Annotated in this window: 17 protein-coding genes and 2 tRNA genes; 3 read left to right on the top strand and 16 right to left on the bottom strand. The window is 72.2% G+C overall.

The features are described from left to right. Window positions 1–141 precede the first annotated feature (141 nt). The 5 genes from CG719_RS02975 to leuS all read right to left on the bottom strand — a co-directional run bounded on the left by CG719_RS02975 (window position 142) and on the right by leuS (window position 9,585). Entirely contained in the window at window positions 142–2,835 is a 2,694-nt protein-coding gene (locus CG719_RS02975; RefSeq protein WP_100566883.1) for a ComEC/Rec2 family competence protein, read from the bottom strand. Then, window positions 2,832–3,731, bottom strand: a complete 900-nt coding sequence (locus CG719_RS02970) for a ComEA family DNA-binding protein (protein ID WP_100567172.1) — start codon at window positions 3,729–3,731, stop codon at window positions 2,832–2,834. Before CG719_RS02970 ends, CG719_RS02975 begins: the two co-directional genes overlap by 4 nt. A gap of 1,134 nt (window positions 3,732–4,865) precedes the next feature. After that, the gene (locus CG719_RS02960; RefSeq protein ID WP_100566882.1) at window positions 4,866–5,711 is read right to left on the bottom strand and encodes a DegV family protein; all 846 of its coding nucleotides are present in this window, start codon (window positions 5,709–5,711) and stop codon (window positions 4,866–4,868) included. An 84-nt stretch (window positions 5,712–5,795) separates the two neighbouring features. Beyond that, window positions 5,796–6,551 carry a hypothetical protein gene (locus CG719_RS02955; protein WP_100566881.1) on the bottom strand — a complete coding sequence of 252 codons (756 nt, stop codon included), beginning with the start codon at window positions 6,549–6,551 and terminating at the stop codon, window positions 5,796–5,798. 160 nt (window positions 6,552–6,711) lie between these two features. Further along, window positions 6,712–9,585: a leucine--tRNA ligase gene (gene leuS, locus CG719_RS02950; protein WP_100566880.1), complete on the bottom strand. Its 2,874-nt coding sequence runs from the start codon at window positions 9,583–9,585 to the stop codon at window positions 6,712–6,714. 448 nt (window positions 9,586–10,033) lie between these two features. Here leuS and CG719_RS02940 point away from each other — a divergent pair, with 448 nt between their 5' ends. Next, window positions 10,034–11,341, top strand: coding sequence for a cytochrome b/b6 domain-containing protein (locus tag CG719_RS02940; protein WP_199836488.1), 1,308 nt, complete (start codon window positions 10,034–10,036; stop codon window positions 11,339–11,341). Then, window positions 11,338–12,948, top strand: coding sequence for an NADH-quinone oxidoreductase subunit NuoF family protein (locus CG719_RS02935; RefSeq protein WP_100566878.1), 1,611 nt, complete (start codon window positions 11,338–11,340; stop codon window positions 12,946–12,948). Before CG719_RS02940 ends, CG719_RS02935 begins: the two co-directional genes overlap by 4 nt. Window positions 12,949–13,067: 119 nt before the next feature. Here the strand turns inward: CG719_RS02935 and CG719_RS02930 are convergent. The 9 genes from CG719_RS02930 to CG719_RS02890 all read right to left on the bottom strand — a co-directional run bounded on the left by CG719_RS02930 (window position 13,068) and on the right by CG719_RS02890 (window position 18,372). After that, window positions 13,068–13,140, bottom strand: a tRNA-Ala gene (locus CG719_RS02930). Between the two features lie 141 nt (window positions 13,141–13,281). Then, window positions 13,282–13,515, bottom strand: a complete 234-nt coding sequence (locus CG719_RS02925; RefSeq protein WP_100566877.1) for a hypothetical protein — start codon at window positions 13,513–13,515, stop codon at window positions 13,282–13,284. A gap of 433 nt (window positions 13,516–13,948) precedes the next feature. After that, window positions 13,949–14,021 (bottom strand) — tRNA-Ala (locus CG719_RS02915). Window positions 14,022–14,140: 119 nt separating this feature from the next. Beyond that, window positions 14,141–14,818 (bottom strand): histidine phosphatase family protein, encoded by a 678-nt coding sequence (locus CG719_RS02910; protein WP_100566875.1) that lies wholly within the window; start codon window positions 14,816–14,818, stop codon window positions 14,141–14,143. Then, window positions 14,809–15,255, bottom strand: coding sequence for a ribosome silencing factor (gene rsfS / locus CG719_RS02905; RefSeq protein WP_100566874.1), 447 nt, complete (start codon window positions 15,253–15,255; stop codon window positions 14,809–14,811). Before rsfS ends, CG719_RS02910 begins: the two co-directional genes overlap by 10 nt. 78 nt (window positions 15,256–15,333) lie before the next feature. Next, the gene (locus CG719_RS02900) at window positions 15,334–17,115 is read right to left on the bottom strand and encodes an LCP family protein (RefSeq protein ID WP_100566873.1); all 1,782 of its coding nucleotides are present in this window, start codon (window positions 17,113–17,115) and stop codon (window positions 15,334–15,336) included. Between the two features lie 16 nt (window positions 17,116–17,131). After that, a complete protein-coding gene (gene nadD, locus CG719_RS02895; protein WP_100566872.1) occupies window positions 17,132–17,806 on the bottom strand; it encodes a nicotinate-nucleotide adenylyltransferase in 675 nt (224 codons plus the stop codon). Window positions 17,807–17,875: 69 nt separating this feature from the next. Next, window positions 17,876–18,031, bottom strand: a complete 156-nt coding sequence (locus CG719_RS35715; protein ID WP_199836487.1) for a hypothetical protein — start codon at window positions 18,029–18,031, stop codon at window positions 17,876–17,878. 176 nt (window positions 18,032–18,207) lie between these two features. Next, window positions 18,208–18,372, bottom strand: a complete 165-nt coding sequence (locus tag CG719_RS02890) for a hypothetical protein (RefSeq protein WP_100566871.1) — start codon at window positions 18,370–18,372, stop codon at window positions 18,208–18,210. A 101-nt stretch (window positions 18,373–18,473) separates the two neighbouring features. On the opposite strand from CG719_RS02890, the gene CG719_RS02885 reads away from it, so the two are divergent. Next, window positions 18,474–19,586: a M48 family metallopeptidase gene (locus CG719_RS02885; RefSeq protein WP_100567170.1), complete on the top strand. Its 1,113-nt coding sequence runs from the start codon at window positions 18,474–18,476 to the stop codon at window positions 19,584–19,586. Window position 19,587: 1 nt separating this feature from the next. On the opposite strand, the gene CG719_RS02880 is transcribed toward CG719_RS02885, so the two are convergent. Then, window positions 19,588–20,661, bottom strand: a complete 1,074-nt coding sequence (locus tag CG719_RS02880; RefSeq protein ID WP_100566870.1) for an SCO2583 family membrane protein — start codon at window positions 20,659–20,661, stop codon at window positions 19,588–19,590. An 89-nt stretch (window positions 20,662–20,750) separates the two neighbouring features. Next, on the bottom strand, window positions 20,751–21,311 hold the full coding sequence (locus CG719_RS02875; RefSeq protein ID WP_442802702.1) for an SCO2584 family spore wall biosynthesis protein: 561 nt from the start codon (window positions 21,309–21,311) through the stop codon (window positions 20,751–20,753). Between the last annotated feature and the right edge of the window lie 9 nt (window positions 21,312–21,320).

Genomic DNA, 21,320 nt, shown 5'->3' with positions numbered 1-21,320 from the left:
ATTCCAGGCAACACGAGGCCACATCACGAGAATCCGACACATGCCGTGGGACAGCACGCAAGGAGAAGCAACTGGCCTCTCATTGACAGAAAACAAACAATTTCACCTCACTTTCCCCACAGTCGGCGCACAGCCCGGCGCTCAGTCCCGCGCCACCCGCATTCCCGCACCCGCCCCGGTCACCGCGAGCGCCCCGTCCCGGTCCGTGCGCAGCACCACCGCGCCCAGCGCCCGCAGCGCCGCGACGGTGGGAGCAGCCGGGTGCCCGTAGGGGTTGTCCGCGCCGCAGGAGATCAGGGCCAGGCGCGGGGCCGCCACACGTATCAGGTCCGGGCTCTGGAACGCCGAGCCGTGATGGGCGACCTTGAGCACGTCCACGCCCGCCAGTCGCGCGCTCACCGGTGAGTCCAACAGCGCCTGCTGGGCCGGGGGTTCGAGGTCGCCCAGGAGCAGCAGCCGCAGTCCGCCGGAGCGGACGAGCAGTGTGACGCTGGCGTCGTTGGGTCCGTCCGGGTCCGGGGCGGGGGACGGTGGCGGCCACAGGAACTGCCAGGTCAGGTCGCCGGTGCCGCGCTGCTCACCGGCACCGGCGTGGGTGAGCGGAATGCCGCGGCGGGCCGCCTCCCGCCGTACGAACTCGGCCTGCTGCGCGGGTTCTTCGTACCCGGTCGTCTCGATCGCGCCCACCGCACGTCCGCGCAGTACGCCCGGCAGGCCGGCCACGTGGTCGGCGTGGAAGTGGGTCAGCACGACCAGCGGGACCCTGGTGACGCCGAGCTTGCGCAGGCAGTGGTCCACCAGCGTCGGGTCGGGTCCGGCGTCCACGACCACACCGGCGCCGTGACCCGCGGCGAGCACCGTCGCGTCGCCCTGCCCCACGTCGCACATCGCGAACCGCCAGCCCGGCGGCGGCCAGCCGGTGATCACCCGGGTCAGCGGCGGCGGCTGTACGACCACCAGCAGGAGCAGCACCCCGCAGACCGCACAGACCCAGGGGTGTCTCAGCAGCCGCCGGCCCACGAGCACGGCTACCGCCGTGACGAGGGCCAGCAGCAGCGCACCGGTCCAGCTGTCCGGCCAGTCCACTCCCCCGCCGGGCTGGGCCGCCCCGGTCCTGGCCACGTCCGCGATCCATCCGGCCGGCCAACTCGCGCACCAGGCGAGCGCCTTCGCCACCGGCATCGCGAGCGTCGCCGTCGCCAGCGCCGCGAAACCCAGCACCGTGGCGGGCGCGACGGCGGCCTCCGCGAGCAGGTTGCACGGCACCGCCACCAGGCTCACCCGGGCCGACAACAGGACGACGACGGGCGCGCACAGCGCCTGCGCCGCTGCCGCCGCGGCCAGCGCCTCGGCCGCCCGGGCGGGCACCCGGCGCCGGCGCAGCGCCGCGCTCCAGCGGGGCGCGAGGGTGAGCAGGGCCCCGGTGGCCAGCACCGACAGCAGGAAGCCGTAACTGCGCGACAGCCATGGGTCGTAGAGCACCAGCAGCAGAACGGCCGTCGCCAGGGCGGCAAGCAGAGATCTGCGGCGCCCGGTCGCGAGGGCGAGCAGTGCCACCGCTCCGCAGGCCGCGGCCCGCAGCACACTCGGGTCGGGCCGGCACACGACGACGAACCCCAGAGTGAGCGCGGCTCCGAGCAGCGCGGTGCCGCGCAGGGTGAGGCCGAGCCGCGGCGCCAGGCCACGGCGCTCCACCCGCTGGGCCAGGCCCGGTGGCCCCAGGAGCAGGACGAGGAGGATGGTGAGGTTGCTCTCGGAGACGGCCAGGAGGTGGGTGAGGTCCGTCGCCTTGAACGCCTCGTCGAGTTCGAGGCTGATCCGCGAGGTGTCTCCGACGACCAGTCCCGGCAGCAGGGCCCGCGCGTCCGGCGGCAGGCCGTCGGTCGCCTCCCGCAGCCCGGCGCGCAGCCGGCCCGCCAGCCGCTGCGGCGCGGACGGCTCGGCCACCACCTCGGGCGCCGCCCGGTCCCGGACCCGGAGGACCGCCGCGATCCGGTCGCCGCCCGTCATCGGGGGCTCCAGCCGCGCGGTCACTCTCAGCCGCGTGGACGGCAGCAGCCCGAGCCAGGGTGAGCGCTGCGCCTCTTCCGCGGGGCGTCCGCCGTGCCCGCCCGGCACATGGCCCCCTGACGGGCTCTCGGCGCGGGCCGCCGCCTGTGAACCGGTGTTGACGAGGATCAGTACCGGAGTCCGGGTCGCCACGGCCGCCGCCGAACCTGGACGGTCGACGCGCAGCACCTCGGCGTCCATCCGTACGGAGGCGGGTGCCTGGCGGTCGCCGCGGATCCGGGGGCGGGTGAGCCGGGGGTCGGAGGTCAGTTCCACCTCGGCGGTCACCGTGGCGAACTGCCGTGCCAGAGCGGGCACCGGACCCCGGCGCACATCCGCCCCGTGAAGCCCTGCGGACACGGCTGCCGCGGCGGCGGCGAGCAGCACTGCGGCAGCGGAGGTACGCGTCCACGAGGCATGCGACCGGGGCCGCCCTGCGGCTGGGGCGGGCGACTGCCCCGTCGCGGGTGTTCTCCGTCTTCCGCCGCGCCGGCAGAGCAGGATTACGGCGGTGGCGAGGCAGACGACCACGAAGCCGGTCACCCGGCCCGTGGAGGCGTCCAGCGCCACCGCCGCCGTCGCCCAGGCCGCGAGGGCGGGTGGGACGAGCCGGAGGTCCACCGGTCCTTCCTGCCGGGGGTGGGCGGCTCCCAGTCGCTTGCCGGAGGCGGCATGCACCTCCGGGCGGGTGTGGGACGGGTCGGGCGCGGGCTCGGCCGGGGTCGTGCGGCCGGGAAGCGCGGGCTCTCGCCCGGCATCGGTGTCGGGGGCGGTGTGCGGGCTCATGGGCTGACCAGGTCGCGCAGATCGGCGAAGCGGCGGGTGCCGATGCCACTGACCTGACGCAGTTGGTCCACCGAGCGGAAGCCGCCGTGCTGCGTGCGGTAGTCGATGATGCGCCGGGCCAGCACCGGACCGACGCCGGGCAGGGTCTGCAACTGTTCCGCGGTGGCCGTGCTGAGGGCGACCGGCGCGGTGGACGTGCCCGCGCTATCCGTACCGGACGCTCCGGCTGGTCCCGGCCCGGGGGCATCCGGTGCGGCGGCGGGGGCCGGGCCGCCGACGACGACGTGTTCGCCGTCCACGAGGAAGCGGGCCCGGTTGAGGCCGTCGGTGTTGGTGCCAGGGCGCACCCCACCGGCCGCCTGGAGCGCGTCGGCGACCCGCGAACCGGCCGGCAGGTGCTGGATCCCGGGGCTCCGGACCTTGCCACTGACGTCCACCACGATCTCCGTGCCGGGGGACGCCGCGGGGCCCCGCGCGGTGACCGGGGCCCCGGCCTGGGCGGCCTTGTCCCGTCCCTGCTCCTCGTGGGGAGCCACGGCACGCATCACCTCGGGTGCCTGGACCGTCTGCGTACGGCCGCTCCAGAAGTGCTGCACGGCGAAGAGCGCGGCGACGGCGAACAGTACGGTGAGCGCGACCACGTTCCTGCGCTCCAGCCCGCACCGCGTCTGCAACCACAACGGCATCCGCTCGCGCACCGCGGCCCCGGCCCGCTCCCGCCAGTCCGGCGCCACGGCAGGACCCACGAGCGCCACCTCGGCGCCGCCGTCCGCCCCCGAGGCACCCCGCAGGCCCGTCTCCGGGGCACTCCGTGCGCCCGCCTCCACGGTGCCCCGCACAGCCACGCCCGCCGCGCTCGCCCGGCCCGCCGCCACCGGGCCCACCCCAACCGCCATGGCTGAGCAGGGCACTTCCCTCACCGCGCCGGAGTTCGCGCGGCCCGGGACGGCCGGACCCACGTCTGCCAAACCCCCGTCGGCCACCACAGCCGAGCGGGCGCCGATCACACCGGCCGCCCCTCTGCCAATCGCAACCGAGCCCGCACCGGCCATGCCGGTGGCCCAACCGCCGACCGCCGCCGCACCGGCGGCTCGGGCCGCGACTGCCCTGCTCGCGCGGACCAGCCCGCCATCGGCCACCGCAGCCGGACCCACCTCTCGCACGGCGAGAAAGCCCGCCTCACCCAAGCCAGTCGAATCCGCACCACCCATCACGGGCGGACCCGCAGCCGCCGCACTCGGCTCACTCACGGCAGTACCAACGTCGGCCGGAACAGTCGGGGCCGTATCGCCCACCGCGAGCGGGCCCGCGGCAGCCGGGCCCACCTCACGCACGGCGGCAAATCCCCCGTGGTCCAAGGCACTCGAAGCCTTGTCACCCACGGCAAGCGGACCCGCGCCCGCCGCGCCTGACTTCCGCACCACGCCAAGGCCCGCATCCGCCATGCCGGCCGACTCGTTGCCGCCCACCGCAAGCCGTCCCGCGGCCGCCCGGCTCGGCGGCCAGAGTGCCTCCGGCGGCGCGCACGCCTCCGTACGGCGGCGGCTCGGTGGCGGGTGTGGCTCGTCCGGTGGGCGGGCGTTCCGGTTCGGAGGCGCAGCGGCCCAGGACGGCCTGGGTCGCAGCGGCCGCGTCGGCGGCATCAGGTCAACGCCGTCAGAACTCTCAGGGCCGCCAGGACCATCAGGGCCCTCAGAACCGTCACAGCCGGTCCCGTACCTGTGCTCCGCTCCCGGGAAGCCGCTACCCGGCTCCCCGGTCCGCGCGGCGCGTTCGGCGAACAGCGTCCGCGCGCGCCGGTGCAGGTCCTCCGCAGAGGCCTGAGAGCCCAGGCGGGCCGGTGGGCGGCGGTGGCGGGTGCGGCCGTCCGAATCGGGGGCGCGGCCCGGGCCGCTGGTCGCCGCCGCTGTGCGTGAGCGTGATCGAAGTGCCATGCCAGGAGCATCCGGCAACCCGGCACACACGCGATGATCTTGCTCAATTTCCGGGGACTACCCCCCAGTTGTGGACAACTCACTCACCCGTACGGGTCAGCGGGGCGAGACCACGACCGCCAGCAGCCCCGGTCCGGTGTGCGCGCCGATCACCGCCCCGACCTCGCTGACATGCAGGTCGGCCAGGCCGGACACCCGGGTGCGCAGCCGGTCCGCGAGGGCCGACGCCCGTTCGGGGGCGGCGAGATGGTGGACGGCGACATCGACGTCCGCCCCACCCGCGCGCTCGGCCACGATCTCCTCGAGCCGGGCGATCGCCCTCGAGGCGGTACGCACCTTCTCCAGGAGCTCGATACGGCCGTCCTGCAACTGGAGCAGCGGTTTCACGGCGAGCGCGGAACCCAGCAGCGCCTGCGCCGCGCCGATACGGCCGCCGCGGCGCAGATAGTCGAGGGTGTCGACGTAGAAGAAGGCGGAGGTGCCCGCGGCACGCTTCTCGGCGGCCGCGACCGCCTCGTCCACCGTGCCGCCGGCCTCCGCGGTCTCGGCCGCGGCCAGGGCGCAGAAGCCGAGCGCCATCGCGACCATCCCGGTGTCCACCACCCGTACCGGCACCGGCGCCTCACGCGCGGCCAGCACCGCGGCGTCGTACGTGCCGGAGAGTTCCGCGGACAGATGCAGGGAGACGATGCCGCTCGCGCCGGACTCCGCGACTGTGCGGTAGGTCTCGGCGAACTGCTGGGGGCTGGGGCGCGAGGTGGTGACGAACCGCCGCTTCTGCAGCGCCTGCGCGAGGGAGCGCGTCGAGATCTCGGTGCCCTCTTCGAGCGCCTGGTCGCCGAGGACCACGGTCAGCGGAACCGCGGTGATGCCGTGGCGCTCCATCGTCCACGGCGGCAGGTAGGCCGTTGAATCGGTGACGATCGCGACATGGCGGGACATGAGCTGGAGGTTACCTGCCGTAGTGCCCCGACGGCAGCCCAGCCCCTCTCACCGGGTCAGGTGTGGCCGGATCGGGGCCGTGAATCAAGTCGTGCTCTCGGGGCGGGGCTTCTTCTGCCACGGGTAGGCGGGGCGACGGCCCGACGGGGTGATGGCCGGCCGGGCCGGCTCCTCGGCGGAGGCCTGCCGCCGGGCCCCGGACCAGGTGGGCGAATCCGCCCCGGGGGCCGGGGACGCGGCCGTCCGCCCGGCCGCCGGTCCGGCCGCCCCGGTCGTGTGCTCGGTCGTCGGCTCGGCCGTGGTCCAGTGGCGCAGCGCGCCGGCCTCCATGTCGATCTGGGCGCTCAGTGTGTCCAGGTCGTCGTCGGCGAAGCGGCGGGCGCGGTCGCGGGCCGCCCAGCGCAGCGACTCGGCCGACTCCGTGATGCGCCGGGTGCGTTCACGCAGAACCGGAAGCCGCTCGCTGAGCGTCGCCCGGTCCGGGTCGGCCTCCAGTCGCTTGAGGTCCGTGTCCAGTTCGCGCCCGTGCGCGCTGAGCCGCTCGAACAGGGCGATGGACTCCTTGAGGGACTCGTCCTCGCGCACGCCCGCGTACAGGGCGTCCTGGGTGGCGCGCATCGAGGTGCGCAGGGTGAGCCGGAGCTGGGCCAGTTCGCCCGCCGGGCCGGGCTGGGCGAAGGACTTGGCCCGCAGTGTGTGGTCCTCGACCGTGCGGCGGGCCTGGGTGATGGTGCGGTCCACACTGCGCTTGGCGGCCCCGACCACCTTCACCGCGGCGAAGACGCCGAGCGCCACGAAGACCACGAAGAGGAGGACGAGGACGGTGACGACTGTTTCCACGGCGCTCCTCCTCCGGCTGGCGCGGCACAGGTCGCGCCGCCCTTCAACGGTAAACGCAACGGGCAGGTCCCGGGTTCCGCAAGAACCCCGAACCTGCCCGTAGGGGACTACCCCGAGGCACTCACGCCCCGGCCGTCACGCGCCCGCCACGGACGAACGCTCACGCCGGAACGATGTTGACCAGCTTCGGCGCCCGCACGATCACCTTGCGGATGCCCGCGCCCTCCAGCGCCGCGACCACCTTCTCGTCGGCCAGCGCCACCTTCTCCAGCTCCTCCTCGGAGATGGCCGGCGAGACCTCCAGACGCGCCTTGACCTTGCCCTTGACCTGGACCACGCAGGTCACCGTCTCGTCGACCACGTACGCCGGGTCGGCGACGGGGAAGTCCTGGTGGACGACCGAGCCGGCGCGGCCCAGCTTGTGCCAGAGCTCCTCGGCGATGTGCGGGGCCAGCGGGGCGACCATCAGCACCAGTGCCTCGGCGACCGGGCGCGGCACGGGCCGGCCCGTCTTGGTCAGGTGGTTGTTCAGCTCCGTCACCTTGGCGATGGCGGTGTTGAAGCGCAGGCCCTCCAGGTCCTGGCGGACACCGTCGATCGCCTTGTGCAGGGCGCGCAGCGTCTCCTCGTCCGGCTCTGCGTCGACGACGGTGACCTCGCCGGTCGACTCGTCGACGACGTTGCGCCACAGCCGCTGCAGCAGCCGGAACTGGCCCACCACCGCGCGCGTGTCCCACGGCCGGGAGACGTCCAGCGGGCCCATCGCCATCTCGTACAGGCGCAGCGTGTCGGCCCCGTACTCGGCGCAGATCTCGTCCGGAGTGACCGCGTTCTTCAGGGACTTGCCCATCTTGCCCAGCAGCCGGGAGACCTTCTCGCCCTGGTAGTAGTAGGCGCCGTCGCGCTCCTCCACCTCGGCGGCCGGCACCGCGATGCCGCGGGCGTCCCGGTAGACGTAGGCCTGGATCATGCCCTGGTTGAACAGCTTGTGGAACGGCTCCACGGAGGAGACGTGCCCCAGGTCGTACAGGACCTTGGACCAGAAGCGCGCGTACAGCAGGTGCAGCACGGCGTGCTCGGCGCCGCCGACGTACAGGTCGACGCCGCCGTGCGGCATGCCCTCGCGCGGGCCCATCCAGTAGCGCTCGATCTCCGGGTCGACCAGCTGCTGATCGTTGTGCGGGTCCAGGTAGCGGAACTCGTACCAGCAGGAACCGGCCCAGTTGGGCATGGTGTTGGTCTCGCGGCGGTACTTCTTCGGCCCGTCGCCCAGGTCCAGGGTGACGTGGACCCAGTCCTCGTTGCGTGACAGCGGCGTCTCGGGCTGGGTGTCGGCGTCGTCCGGGTCGAAGGTGCGCGGCGAATAGTCCTCGACCTCGGGCAGCTCCAGCGGCAGCATCGACTCGGGCAGCGCGTGGGCCACGCCGTCCTCGTCGTAGACGATCGGGAAGGGCTCGCCCCAGTAGCGCTGGCGGCTGAACAGCCAGTCGCGCAGGCGGAAGTTGACGGTGCCCTCACCGATGCCCTTGCGCTCCAGCCACTCGGTGATGCGCGCCTTGGCGTCGACGACGCCCAGGCCGTCCAGCTTCACGTCGTCGCCGACGGAGTTCACGATCTTCGCGTCGTACGAGGCGAAGGCGTCGTCCCAGGTCGTGGTGTCCGTGCCGCGGTCGTCGGCCGGCTCCACGACGCAGCGCATCGGCAGTTCGAAGGCGCGCGCGAAGGCGAAGTCGCGGCTGTCGTGGGCGGGGACGGCCATGATCGCGCCGGTGCCGTAGCCCATCAGGACGTAGTCGGCGATGAAGACCGGGATCTTCTCGCCGTTGACCGGGTTGACGGCGAACGCGCCGGTGAAGACGCCGGTCTTGTCCTTGGCCTCGGCCTGGCGCTCGACGTCCGACTTCGAGGCGGCCTGGGCGCGGTAGGCGGCGACGGCCTCGGCCGGGGTTGCGTGGCCGCCGGTCCACACCTCGTGGGTGCCCTCCGGCCAGGCGGCCGGGGTGAACTTCTCCACCAGCGGGTGCTCGGGCGCCAGCACCATGTAGGTGGCGCCGAACAGGGTGTCCTGGCGGGTGGTGAAGATCGTGATCTTCTCGCCGTCGATCGGGAAGTCGACGCGGGCGCCCTCGGAGCGGCCGATCCAGTTGCGCTGCTGGAGCTTGATGGCCTCGGGCCAGTCCAGCTCCTCCAGGTCGTCCAGCAGCCGGTCGGCGTAGGCGGTGATGCGCATGTTCCACTGGCGCAGCTTGGCCTTGAAGACCGGGAAGTTGCCGCGCTCGGAGCGGCCGTCGGCGGTGACCTCCTCGTTGGCCAGCACGGTGCCCAGGCCGGGGCACCAGTTGACGGGCGCGTCGGAGGCGTAGGCCAGGCGGAACCCGCCCAGGACCTCGGCGCGCTCCGTGGCGCTCAGCTCGGGCCACGCGCGCGTGTGCCCCGGCACGGTCCGCTCACCGGACTCGAACTGGGCGATCAGCTGCGAGATGGGGCGGGCCTTGCCGGCCTCGTCGTCGTACCAGGAGTTGAAGATCTGCAGGAAGATCCACTGGGTCCACTTGTAGTAGTCCGGGTCGATCGTGGCGAACGACCGGCGCTTGTCGTGGCCCAGGCCCAGCCGGCGCAGCTGCGCCTTCATGTTCTCGATGTTGGCCTCGGTGGACACCCGCGGGTGCGTGCCGGTCTGCACGGCGTACTGCTCGGCGGGCAGGCCGAAGGCGTCGAAGCCCAGGGTGTGCAGGACGTTGTGGCCGGTCATCCGCTGGAAGCGGGCGTGCACGTCGGTGGCGATGTACCCGAGCGGGTGGCCGACGTGCAGACCCGCACCGGACGGGTACGGGAACATGTCCATGATGAACTTCTTGGGCCGGGCGGCCAGGTCGGGGTCTCCCGCCAGGTCACCCTTGGGGTTCGGCGCCGCGTAGGTGCCCTCGGCGTCCCAGAAGTCCTGCCAGCGTGCCTCGATGTCGGCCGCCACGGCGGCCGTGTAGCGGTGCGGCGCTGCCACCTCGGAGGGGGCAGCGGGGTTCGTCTCGCTCATGGTCCTCAAAGCTCCATCGATCGTCTCTGCCCACGGCTGCGACTTTCCAGAAACGAAAAATCCCCTCGCACAGGAGGGGACGCCGCGCCGATGCCGACCGTCCTGTTGGTCCGGCGGTCGGGACTGATCAGCGCGGCTCGCTAAGCAGAAGGCGTACGGCACGCATGGCGTCAGGGTACCGCAGGCGTCGAGCCCGGGGCGACGAGCGTCCACGGGACGGGACGCGGCCCTGGGCGAGCCGTGAGGGACCGGGGGTCCGTCGGTGAAGGTTCAGAAAAACTGAACATCGTTCAAAGTTAACCCGGCGTAACGGAGCCTATGGGGACAACATGAGCCTCAGCTGTGGCGTTGATAACAACGCAATAACTCAAACGGCGTACTGCTCGGTTTGGGGCCACTTAGAGTTCGTGCTCGGGACCGCTTTCCCGAACCGCTCGGAGTCGCCCCCATGAACCCTCGTCGCAGTAACAGCTCGCTCCCCAAACCCGGTCGCTCGGCCTATGGGGTGGCGTCGGCTGTCGTCCTGCTCCTCATACCCGTGGTCGTGCTGGCCGGAGGCAGCCAGTTCCGCGAGTTCCTGAACTTCGGCGCGGGCGTGCTCTCCCTCGTCTCGCTCAGCTGCTCGGTGATCTGGGGCCTGGTCGCCCAGGACCGGATCATCCTCAACACGCGCCAGCGGATCGTGGGGCAGGCGGTGCACCGGACCACCGCGGTCGCCTCGATCGCGTTCCTCCTGGTGCACATCACCACCAAGATCGTGCTGGGGCACACCCAGCTGATCGCCGCGGTCGTCCCGTTCTCGCTCGGTCTCACCGGGATCGAGGGCCTGGTGGGCCTCGGCTCCCTGGCCGGCCTGCTGATGATCTTCGTCGGCATCACCGGCGCGCTGCGCAGCAACTTCGCCACCCCCGCCCCGGTCGCGGCGCGCTGGCGGGCGATGCACATGCTGGCCTACCCGGCCTGGTGCGCGGCGCTGATCCACGGCCTGTACGCGGGCCGCGAGGCCAAGCCGATCTTCTTCATCCTCTACGGCCTGTCCCTGCTGGGCGTCATCGTGGCCCTGGCCGTGCGCGCGGCGCCGCGCCCGGTCAAGCGCAGGCTCGCCGACCAGCTGATGGCGGTGCTGGGCGGCGGCGAGCGGCCGGAGCTGGACGACCTGGACGCGAGCCGGGCCAGGGTCTCGGAGTCCGGACTGGCGGGCTATGAGAACGCACGCGGCGCGACGCCCCCGCGCGCCGACGCGACGAGGACCGCGCCGCGCGGACCGCGCCCCGCCTCCCCGCTGTACGACACCCCCGCGGAGCCCCAGCCCGGCTTCGCGGCCGCCTACCGGACCGTCGCGACGCCGCCGCCCGGGCAGTCCTTCGCGGCCGACCAGACCGCGCGCATGAACGTTCCGTTCGACCCGCAGGCCGCGGGTGCGGCGCCGCGCGTGGACGGCCCCGGCAGCACCTCGGGCAGCTGGCCGATCCCCTCGCCGCCGCCGGTCGGTGAGGCGCCCCCGTCGGCCTACGACCCGCTGAACGACACGGGGTACAACATCCCGGCCTACAACAATCCGGGCGCCGCCGCGGGCACTCCCGCGTACGGCGGACGTGATGTGTACAACACCGGTGAGACGAACGCCCCCTACGGCACGTACAACCCCAACGACACGTACAACAGCGGTCCCGCCAATGAAACACCCCCCGGCGCCTCCTACGACGCGCCGGGTTCGGGCGAAGCTTGGAACACGCCTTCCGGAGGCTACAGGTGAACGAGGCCCTGCCCGACGTTCCGGAAGTCCGCGTGGTCGGGCTTCCCCAGCTCACGTCGGGCTTCGACCTTGTCGAACGACTCGATCTGCCCATGCACCTGAAGGTGCACGGGCCGCTCGAACCCTTGGGCGGCGAGCAGCTCGCGAAGCTCTCCGAGGCCATCAACCTGAAGGGCCGCGGCGGCGCGGGTTTCCCCTTCCACAAGAAGCTGCGCTCGGTCGCCGAGGCCGCGATCAAACGCGGCGTACGGCCGGTCGTCGTCGTCAACGGCAGTGAGGACGAGCCGGCCTGCCGCAAGGACACCGTCCTGATCAACCGTGCCCCGCACCTCATCCTGGACGGGGCCCTGCTGGTCGCCGAGGCCCTCGGTGCCCGCACGCTCGTGGTGGGCGTCACCCGGGAGTCCACCCAGCGCTCCATGGAGGCGGCGCTCGCCGAGCGCGGACTGAGCAACAGCCGCAGGTCGGCGCTGCGCGCGAGCGTCCAGCGCAACCCGGTGCGCATGGTCACGGGCGCGGCCGCCTCGCTGATCCGTTCCATCGACGGCGGTCCGGCGATCCCGCCGGGCCGCAAGACCAGCGCCTCGCAGAACGGCGTGGGCGGCGTTCCCACCCTGCTGTCCAACGCGGAGACCTTCGCCCAGCTGGCGATCGCCGCCCGCATCGGCCCGGAGCGCTACGGCAACACCGGCCTGTACGACGAGCCGGGCACCGTGATGCTGACCATCTCCGGCGCCGTCGCCCGCCCCATGGTGGTCGAGGCGCCCACCGGCGTGCCGCTGCGCTACGTCCTCCAGCTCGCGGGCGCGCCGCCGGTGCCGCAGGGCGTGCTGACCGGCGGCTACCACGGCAAGTGGATCGACGCGGCGACCGTCAACGAGGCGATCGTCTCGCGCAACTCCCTGGACGCGGTGGGCGGTGCGATGGGCGCCGGGGCGATCCTGCCGATCAGTCAGGAGACCTGCCCGCTGGGCGAGTCGCTCCAGGTCGCCAAGTGGCTGGCGGAGGAGAGCGCGGGCCAGTGCGGTCCCTGCTATCTCGGTCTGCCGGCCGCCGCGCGCGGCATGGAGGACATCATGAACGGCGGCGGCCCGGCCGCCCTCGAGGCCCTCAAGCAGGTCGCCAAGAACGTCAAGCGGCGCGGCGCGTGCTCGCACCCCGACGGCTCGGCGATGTTCCTCGAGTCGACCATCAAGGCGTTCACGGACGACCTGGCCGCGCACGTCCTCGGCAACGGCTGCGGACGCCCCGTGGAGGGCGTCCTGCCGCTCTTCGAGGGCGGCAAGGCCCCCACCGGCATCCCCGGCGGCGCCGAGGCCGAGGAGTCCGGCTCCAGCCGTCAGAAGATCTACGTCGACTGGACGCTGTGCCGGGGGCACGGCCTGTGCGCGGACATCCTCCCGGAGGTCTTCGAACTGGGCGCCGACGGCTTCCCGACCGTCGCCCAGGCGAAGGTCCCGCGCTACGCGGAGGCCAAGGCCCTGCGCGCCGTGCGCCGCTGTCCCGCGCTGGCCCTGCGCCTCGAGGAGGACACCCGCTCGCAGGCCCCGGCCCGCAACCTGCCGGTCCTCTCCCAGGGCCGCGGCCGCCGCGCCCTGGGCCGCTGAACGCACGCGACGGCGGGCCGCCCCTGAGGGGGCGGCCCGCCGTCGCATTGCCACCGTGTACGCGTCCGGGCATACGTCGAGGGCGAGCCATCCTATGGATGACTCGCCCTCATTTCCTGTGGAGCTAAGGAGAATTGAACTCCTGACCTCCTGCATGCCATGCAGGCGCTCTACCAACTGAGCTATAGCCCCTCGCGGCCACGCGGACCAGCCGCGTTCTTGACCGTGTCGCCCGGTTTCCCCGGCGGCGACGCCAACATTACACGGTCCAGGGGGTGGAACACCAAATCGGTTTCGCTGCGCCCCGCACGCCCGCCGGACGGCGGGCCGGCGTCACGCCGTCACGAACGAATAGAACCGCTTCAGCGTGCAGTGCTCCTCCAGGAGCCGGCCGTAGATCGGCTCGCCCTCCAGCTCGCGGTAGGTCTCGATCGGGTCGCCTTTTATGATCAGCGCCCGTGCGCACTCCTCGCACCAGTACTGGTAGTCGGGGTTGATCGGCTCCATGTCGCGGACGATCGGGGTGCCGCCGCCGCACCAGTCGCACTTCCGCCTGTGTGCACCCATGGGTCAGCTCCAGCTGTGGCCGCAGGCCGTGCACACGTACGAGATCCCCCCGTTGTCGCCGAGTACTTGGGCCACATGGAGGGAGCCGCAGGAGGGGCAGACGAGGCGAGTGCCCGTGTCTCGTATCAACGCCGCACCGAGGAGGTGGACCTCCTCGAGGATGCAGGCAGGCATCGCTACTCCCTCCCGTCGGGCCGCGCCCCCTTCGGCCGTTTGATTCTGCCACGGCCGGGCCGATACGGTCAGCGACGCCTCGGTACCAGTACGGCCACGACCTGCGTCGCGGGCCACACCCGAGAGCACGCTCGCACAGATATACGCCCCCGGGGCCCGAGTGACTCAAGCCGGTGCGCGGGAACACAGAAAATCCCGCCCCTGAGAGGGACGGGATCCTTCCGAACAATCTTCGGCTACTCGACGGAGTACCGGTTTGTGGAGCTAAGGAGAATTGAACTCCTGACCTCCTGCATGCCATGCAGGCGCTCTACCAACTGAGCTATAGCCCCTTGCCGCCACGCGAACCTGCCGCGTGGTGTTCCGCTCCGCTCGGCGGGGCGAACAAGAAGAACTTTAGCCTGCGACCTGCCGGAAAGTGAAATCCGGGTCGCGCGGGGCCGCGGGCGGCTCAGTCGTCGTCGCCGAGGACGGGCTCGGGCAGGGTGCCGGCGTTGTGCTCCATCAGCCGCCAGCCCCGGGCGCCCTCGCCGAGGACCGACCAGCAGCAGTTGGACAGGCCGCCCAGGCTCTCCCAGTGGCGGGGCTCCAGGCCGAGGAGGCGGCCGAGGGTGGTGCGGATGGTGCCGCCGTGGCTGACCACCACGAGCGTGCCGTCCTCGGGGACCTTCTCCAGGTACCGCAGCACGACGGGGGCGGCGCGGTCGGCAACCTCCGTCTCCAGTTCGCCGCCGCCGCGGCGCACCGGCTCACCGCGCTTCCACGCGGTGTACTCCTCGCTGTGCCGGTCGATGATCTCCTCGTGCGTCAGGCCCTGCCAGACGCCCGCGTAGGTCTCGCGCAGGCCCTCGTCCCGGGCGACCTCCAGGCCGGTCAGCTCGGCCAGCTCGGCGGCCGTGCGGGTGGCCCGCACGAGATCGGAGGAGACGATCGCGTCGGGCCGCAGGGAGGCCAGCAGACGGGCGGCACGGCGGGCCTGGCCGACCCCGGTCCCGGTCAGCTCGACGTCGGTGCTGCCCTGGAAGCGGCGCTCCACGTTCCAGGAGGTCTGGCCGTGCCGCCACAGGATGATGCGGCGGCCCCGGCCCGTGGTGCGGCCGGGCGCCTCGGCGGCGCCGCTCACCGCCACTCACCGCGGGGCTCGTCCGCCTCCTCGTCGGCCTGCTGCTTGGCGTGCTCCTCTGCCCGGCCACGGGTGGCCTTGGCGTCGGCGGGCAGTTCGAGCTCGGGGCAGTCCTTCCACAGCCGCTCCAGGGCGTAGAAGACCCGCTCCTCGCTGTGCTGGACGTGCACGACGATGTCGACGTAGTCGAGCAGGACCCAGCGGGCCTCGCGGTCGCCTTCGCGGCGCACCGGCTTGGCGCCGAGTTCCTTCAGCAGCCGCTCCTCGATCTCGTCGACGATCGACTTGACCTGGCGGTCGTTGGGCGCGGACGCCAGCAGGAAGGCGTCCGTGATCGACAGCACGTCGCTGACGTCATACGCGATGACGTCGTGCGCGAGCTTGTCGGCGGCCGCCTGGGCGGCGGAGTTGATGAGTTCGAGAGAGCGGTCGGTCGCGGTCACTACGAGGCTTTCCTTCGGCGGTCACTTGACACCAAGGGTCTCACGGACCGCCGAGGACGCCTCACGCGTTTCGGGGGATCACTGCGCCGACGGGCCCCGGTAGTCCTGGCCGAGGACGACCGAGACGTCGGCGTTCGAGGTGACCTTGCCCTTCGTCACCGCCGTGTCGGGCAGTCCCAGGGTTCTGGCGACGTCGGTGGCCTTCTGCTTGTTGGCGGCGTCGGCGTAGACGACTTCGGACGCCGAGCGGACGGCGGACGAGGTGCCGCCTTCCAGGAAGGTGAAGCCGCCGCCCAGGAGGGCGACCCGGGCCTTCTCGGTGTCGGCCTTGGCGCCGGTGGCGTTCTGCACGGAGACCCGGACGGCGGACGACTGGTCGGGGCTCTTCGCGGTGCCGCCGAGGACGTCCTTGACCACGCTCTGGCTGGTCTCGGCGCTCAGCGTGCCGTCCGTCTGCACGGGCAGCAGCGCCGTCTTGTAGTCGCCGCCCTTGGCGAACGCGGCCAGCTTGGCGAGGAACGTGCCGAGGTCCTCGTCGGTGAGCGAGGGATCGAGGATCTGCTGGAGCGTCTGCACCGTCGTCGTGGCGCCCTGGGCGTCGGAGGAGAGCTTGCGCAGCACGCTCTGCATCACCTGCCCGAACCGTTCGAGCTGGGCGCTCTCCTCCTCGCCCGGGGCGCGGTAGGTGGCGTAGGCGACGGCCATCTTGCCGCTGAGGGTCTGCGACTTGCCCTTGCGGACCAGGGGCGAGGTGTCCTTCTTCTTGCTGTCCGGGTCGGGTACGTCGGCGTTGGTGTCGACGTCGACGTTGCCGACCGAGTCGACGAGGTTCTGGAGGTAGGGGGTGTCCAGGCGCCAGGTGCCCTCGATGTCGGTGCCGAGGACCGTGTCGAGCTGGTCGCGGGTTCCCGAGGAGCCGTCGCCCTTGACCGACTTGGCGAGGGTCGTGACGCTGCCGTCGTCGCCCGTCAGGGCGAGGGTGTTGGGCAGCAGGACGGTGGTGCCCTGCTTGGTGGTGGTGTTGCCGACGAGCAGGGCCGTGGACGTGCCGCCCCGCGCGGTGTCGTGCAGGTGGACGACGATCACGTCGCGCTTCTGGGCGCCGGACGCGGTCGTGGTGCCGCTCTCCGAGCCGGGGGACGACAGGCCGGGCAGCTTCCCGGCGTACCAGAGGTAGCCGACGCCGCCCACGGCGACCAGGGCCAGCACGACGGTCAGGGCGATGATGCGGCTGCGGGCGCGGCGGCGGGCCTCCTCGCGGCGCTCCGTGCGGTTCTCGGTGAACTTCAGCCAGTCGATGACGTCCTCGGAGTCGTCGCTCGGCTCCTCGACGAAGGCGAACTGCTCGGTCCGGTAGTCGCGTTCGTCCGCGCCGTCCTGGTCCGGTCCCCGCTCCGCCCGGTCGGCGTCCGCCGGGCCGGTCTGCTGCGGGATGTGGGCGGTCTGCTCGGCGACCCGGGGCTGCTGTCCGCTGGTCACGGCCGCGCCGTACGGGTCGTGGGGCGCCGCGGCCGGGCCGGAGCCGTACGGGTCGTAGGAGCCGTGGGTGCCCTGGGCGGCGGGGCCGGGCGCCTGCCGGCCCTGGTCGTGACCGCCGTCGTAGCCGGTGCCGTAGCCGCCCTGGTAGGCGCCGTCCTGGCCGGACTGGTAGGCGCCGCCCTGGTAGGCCGTCGGATCGAGCTGCTGCTGGCCGCCGGTCGCGTACGGGTCGTAGCCGTAGCCCTGCTGCCCGTACGCGTCGTAGGTCTGCTGCGGAGTCTGCTGGGCGGGGATCGGCCGGTACACAGGCCGGCCGTACTCGTCGTAGCCGACGAGTTCGTACTGGTCGCCCCCGTGACCAGCGTCGTATCGGTCGTTCACCGGTGCCCCTCTCGGCTTACTCGCCTCGGTACAGCTGGCGTTTGGCGATGTAGCGCACGACTCCGTCAGGCACCAGATACCAGACCGGGTCGCCCTTGGCGACTCTTGCCCGGCAGTCCGTGGAGGAGATGGCGAGGGCGGGGACCTCGACGAGCGAGACACCGCCTTCCGGCAGGCCGGGGTCGGTCAGATGGTGGCCGGGCCGGGTGACGCCGATGAAGTGCGCGAGGGAGAACAGTTCCTCGGAGTCCCGCCAGGTGATGATCTGGCCGAGCGCGTCGGCGCCGGTGATGAAGAACAGGTCCGTGTCCGGGTTGAGCGCGCGCAGGTCGCGCAGGGTGTCCACGGTGTAGGTGGGACCGCCGCGGTCGATGTCGATGCGGCTCACGGAGAACTGCGGGTTCTCGGCGGTCGCGATGACCGTCATCAGATAGCGGTCCTCCGCCGGGGAGACATGGCGGTGGGACTTCTGCCAGGGCTGTCCCGTGGGTACGAACACCACCTCGTCCAGGTGGAACTGCGCGGCGACCTCGCTGGCCGCCACGAGGTGCCCGTGGTGGATCGGGTCGAACGTCCCGCCCATGACGCCGAGGCGCCGCTTGCCCGACGCCGAAGTCCCGCCGCCGGGCCCGTGTTCGAGGGGTTTCACCGTGTCACTCGCCGGACCGGTAGGCATGTCCTGCTCTCCCATGCGTGCAGACCCTACCGGCCCGGCCTGAGGACTCCATGATCCAGATCCCGGTAACGGGCCGGACGGGGCTCAGCGGTCGCGGTTGAAACGCGTGGTGATCCACAGCAGGAGCAGCAGGATGAACAGCGCGCCGCCGCCGGTGAGGAAGGGGCTGAGGCTCTCGTGGTTGCCGCCCTCGGCCTCGGCGAGGGTGGCCAACTGGGCAGCGGTGCTGGGGAAGCTCATCTTTGGCGGGACCTATCCGGGAGTGGGCGGGACAAGGATGTCGGCCCATCGTAAGCAACCCTCGACGCAGCGCTCACCCCGACTCCACTCTTGGCGCCGCGGGCGCTCCCGCCCCGTCGGCACCCGCGAGGGCGGGCGCCACGGCCGCGGGAGCCCCCGGGAACCTTTCCGCCGTGTCAGTCGTCGTTCCGCTTGTAGCCGCGGAGGAGGAACCAGCCGGTGAGTACGCAGCCCACGATCATCACGATCAGGACGACCCGGAGCAGGTAACCCGCCCCCTGGTGCTGGGCGGCGGCGCTCGCGGCCTCGGTGAGCCAGGCGGCTGCGGGGTGGTGCTCCATGACGTGGACTCCTTCGTCGTACTGCCCGTCCACGGTATCTCCGCCTAGGCTGGGCCCTGCCTCGGGGGCACATTGGGACACTGACAGACATGGGGGACCACATGTCCGACGACGGCCGCGCACAGGACGGGCGGGAGCAGGTGCCTAGCCGGCAGCGCAGGCGCTTCCCCGAGATCTCCTCGCGCGCGTACGAGCACCCGGCCGACCGCTCCGCCCTGGTCGCGCTGCGCAAGCTGAGCGGCTTCGACACGGTGTTCAAGGCCCTCAGCGGCCTGCTGCCCGAGCGCAGCCTCCGGCTGCTGTTCCTGTCCGACTCCGTACGCGTCTCCGACCAGCAGTTCTCCCACCTGAACGACATGCTGCGGGACGCCTGCTACATCCTGGACCTGGAGAAGGTCCCGCCGATGTACGTGACCCAGGACCCCCAGCCCAACGCGATGTGCATCGGCCTGGACGAGCCGATCATCGTCGTCACCACGGGCCTGGTCGAGCTGCTCGACGAGGAGGAGATGCGGGCGGTCGTCGGCCACGAGGTCGGCCACGCCCTGTCCGGGCACGCCGTGTACCGCACGATCCTGCTGTTCCTGACGAGTCTGGCCGTCCGGGTCGCCTGGATCCCGCTGGGCAACCTCGCGATCATGGCGATCGTCACCGGGCTGCGCGAGTGGTTCCGGAAGTCGGAGCTGTCCGCGGACCGGGCGGGTCTGCTCGTCGGCCAGGACCTGAAGGCCTCCATGCGGGGTCTGATGAAGATCGCGGGCGGCAACCACCTGCACCAGATGAACGTGGACGCGTTCCTCCAGCAGGCCGAGGAGTACGAGGCCGGGGGCGACCTGCGCGACTCCGTGCTGAAGATCCTCAACGTGCTGCCGCGTTCGCACCCCTTCACCACCGTGCGGGCGGCCGAGCTGAAGAAGTGGGCGGAGTCCCGCGACTACCAGCGGATCATGGACGGCCACTACCCGCGCCGCTCCGAGGACAAGGACACCTCGGTCAGCGACTCCTTCCGCGAGTCGGCGGCCCACTACGCCAGCCACGTCAAGAGCTCGAAGGACCCGCTGATGAAGCTGGTCAGCGATCTGGCGGGCGGCGCCGGCGATCTGGGCGACCGGGTGCGGCGCGGCTTCGGCGGCTTCACGGGGTCGGCCCCGCCCAAGGACGGGGGCAAGGACCAGCCGTCCACCGACACCACCCCGCCCCGCGACGAGGACTGACCTACCCCACCGTCGGCTCCGCGCTGTGCGCCAGGGAGCCGCAGACGGCCGCCGCGGTGTCCGTGGCGTACGGGTCCGTGCCTGGTGGGCTGCCCGCCTTGGCGGTCTGGCCGGCCAGCAGCGGCTCGAACTGCCGTGCGGAGTCCCCGGCGCAGGAGAGCGGGCCGGCCTCCGTGTAGGAGACGAGGATCTGCACCTGGTGCAGCCGCAGGTCGTCCGGGGTGAAGCGGAACTGCAGCTCGCGCCGGACGGTGAACAGCGAGGACGGCGCGTGCGCCCCGGAGCCGGCCGGCTTCAGGGCGTAGACGAAGGTGTGGTCCGCGCCCACCTCCAGGGTGGAGGAGTCGGTCTCGGCGGCCTGGAGGCTGCCCTGGACCCGGATCTCGCGGCCGGCCAGCTCGACGCGGGCCGGGTCGAAGCGGACGAGCCAGCCGGTGGCCGCGTGCCGCCCGTCGGCGGCAGGCCGGTCGAAGCTCTGGTCGAACTGGTCGAGCTGACCGGCGTCGAGCAGCGCCCGCACGGGGTCGGTCCGACCGCCGGTGAGCACCTCCGGGTAGAGGGAGGACGCGACGATGTACTCCTTCGCGATGGTCAGCGCGGCGACGACCTGACTGTCGGAGAAATGCGCGGTGCTCCGTACGGTGGGCAGCGGTACACCCTCCGCGCCGACGGAGAACTGGGCGGCCGGGCTGTGCGCGTACAGGTACGCGGGGTCGGCCGCGCCGGGCACCTTGCCCTGCGGGGCGAGCGGGACGACGGTCATCCGCAGCGGCTCCACGGGCCGCTGGGCCTGTGCGCTCTGGTAGGGGTGCCGTACGCCCATGTAGATCGCGGTGCCGAAGGCGACGATGATCAGCAGGACCAGCAGCAGTGCCTGCCGTGACAGCCCGCGGCGCATCGGCGGGCGGCTGCGCACGGCGGGGGTGTGGTCGGTCAACCGTTCGAGTGCGGAGTATTCCTGGAGGCGGGCAGCCCGGACGAACGACTCGTCGAAGACGACGGACCGGTATTCGTCCTCCGCACCTCCAGGGACGCCCTCGGGTGTCCCCTCAGGTGGCTCTCCAGGCCCTCCCATATCTTCAGGGTAGGTCTCCGCAAGCCCTGGTAAACGCCCTGATGTGCGACAAGTTCTGACAGGTTCTCACCAGAACCGCCGCGCCGCCGTCAGGGCGTGCGCGGGACCGCGGGGACGGCGGGCTGGGAGTATTCGGCGGACGCGGAGGGCGCCGCCGCGCTGCCCTGTTCCAGGCCGGTCGAGGCGGGCGGCGGGACCTGGTCCCGGCTGCCCGAGGAGCCGCCCCGGTAGACCGCCGCGAAGGCGAGGGCGACCATGCCGATGCCCATGACGAGGGCGAGCACCCAGGCGACGGGGCGGTGCCAGCGGACGTGCTTGCCGAAGGTCCCCGGGGCGCCGGGACGGCCTTCGAGGACGTCGGCGTCGGGGTCGTCCGGGTCGCCGTAGGGGTCGGGGCCGAGGCCGTACCCCTCCTCGTGGCGCTCGCCTCTGGCGTGGGCGCGGCGGGCCTCCGCCTCGGAGGCCTCTGCTCTGGCCTGCGCGGCGGCCAGGAGGCGTTCGACCGCGGTCGGCTCGTGGATCACGGCCGCGCGTACGAAGGCCTCGTCGAAGACCACGGAGGCGAACTCTTCGTCCGACACCCCGTGGTCGTGGTCGTCGTCGGGCTCCCAGCCGTCAGGGAACGGCGTGCCCCCCACGTCCTCCGGCACGGATCCAGA

The sequence above is a fragment of the Streptomyces sp. CB01373 genome (assembly GCF_002803075.1).
GTDB lineage: Bacteria > Actinomycetota > Actinomycetes > Streptomycetales > Streptomycetaceae > Streptomyces.
Note: the sequence above shows the minus strand (reverse complement) of the source record. Positions and strands in the feature narration are given on the sequence as shown.

Coding starts and splice junctions, on each gene's coding strand:
- CG719_RS02975 (WP_100566883.1), bottom strand. CDS start 2,835: ATGAGCCCGCACACCGCCCCCGACACCGATGCCGGGCGAGAGCCCGCG.
- CG719_RS02970 (WP_100567172.1), bottom strand. CDS start 3,731: ATGGCGGTTGGGGTGGGCCCGGTGGCGGCGGGCCGGGCGAGCGCGGCG.
- CG719_RS02960 (WP_100566882.1), bottom strand. CDS start 5,711: ATGTCCCGCCATGTCGCGATCGTCACCGATTCAACGGCCTACCTGCCG.
- leuS (WP_100566880.1), bottom strand. CDS start 9,585: ATGAGCGAGACGAACCCCGCTGCCCCCTCCGAGGTGGCAGCGCCGCAC.
- CG719_RS02940 (WP_199836488.1), top strand. CDS start 10,034: ATGAACCCTCGTCGCAGTAACAGCTCGCTCCCCAAACCCGGTCGCTCG.
- CG719_RS02925 (WP_100566877.1), bottom strand. CDS start 13,515: ATGGGTGCACACAGGCGGAAGTGCGACTGGTGCGGCGGCGGCACCCCG.
- nadD (WP_100566872.1), bottom strand. CDS start 17,806: ATGGGAGAGCAGGACATGCCTACCGGTCCGGCGAGTGACACGGTGAAA.
- CG719_RS35715 (WP_199836487.1), bottom strand. CDS start 18,031: ATGAGCTTCCCCAGCACCGCTGCCCAGTTGGCCACCCTCGCCGAGGCC.
- CG719_RS02890 (WP_100566871.1), bottom strand. CDS start 18,372: ATGGAGCACCACCCCGCAGCCGCCTGGCTCACCGAGGCCGCGAGCGCC.
- CG719_RS02885 (WP_100567170.1), top strand. CDS start 18,474: ATGTCCGACGACGGCCGCGCACAGGACGGGCGGGAGCAGGTGCCTAGC.
- CG719_RS02880 (WP_100566870.1), bottom strand. CDS start 20,661: ATGGGAGGGCCTGGAGAGCCACCTGAGGGGACACCCGAGGGCGTCCCT.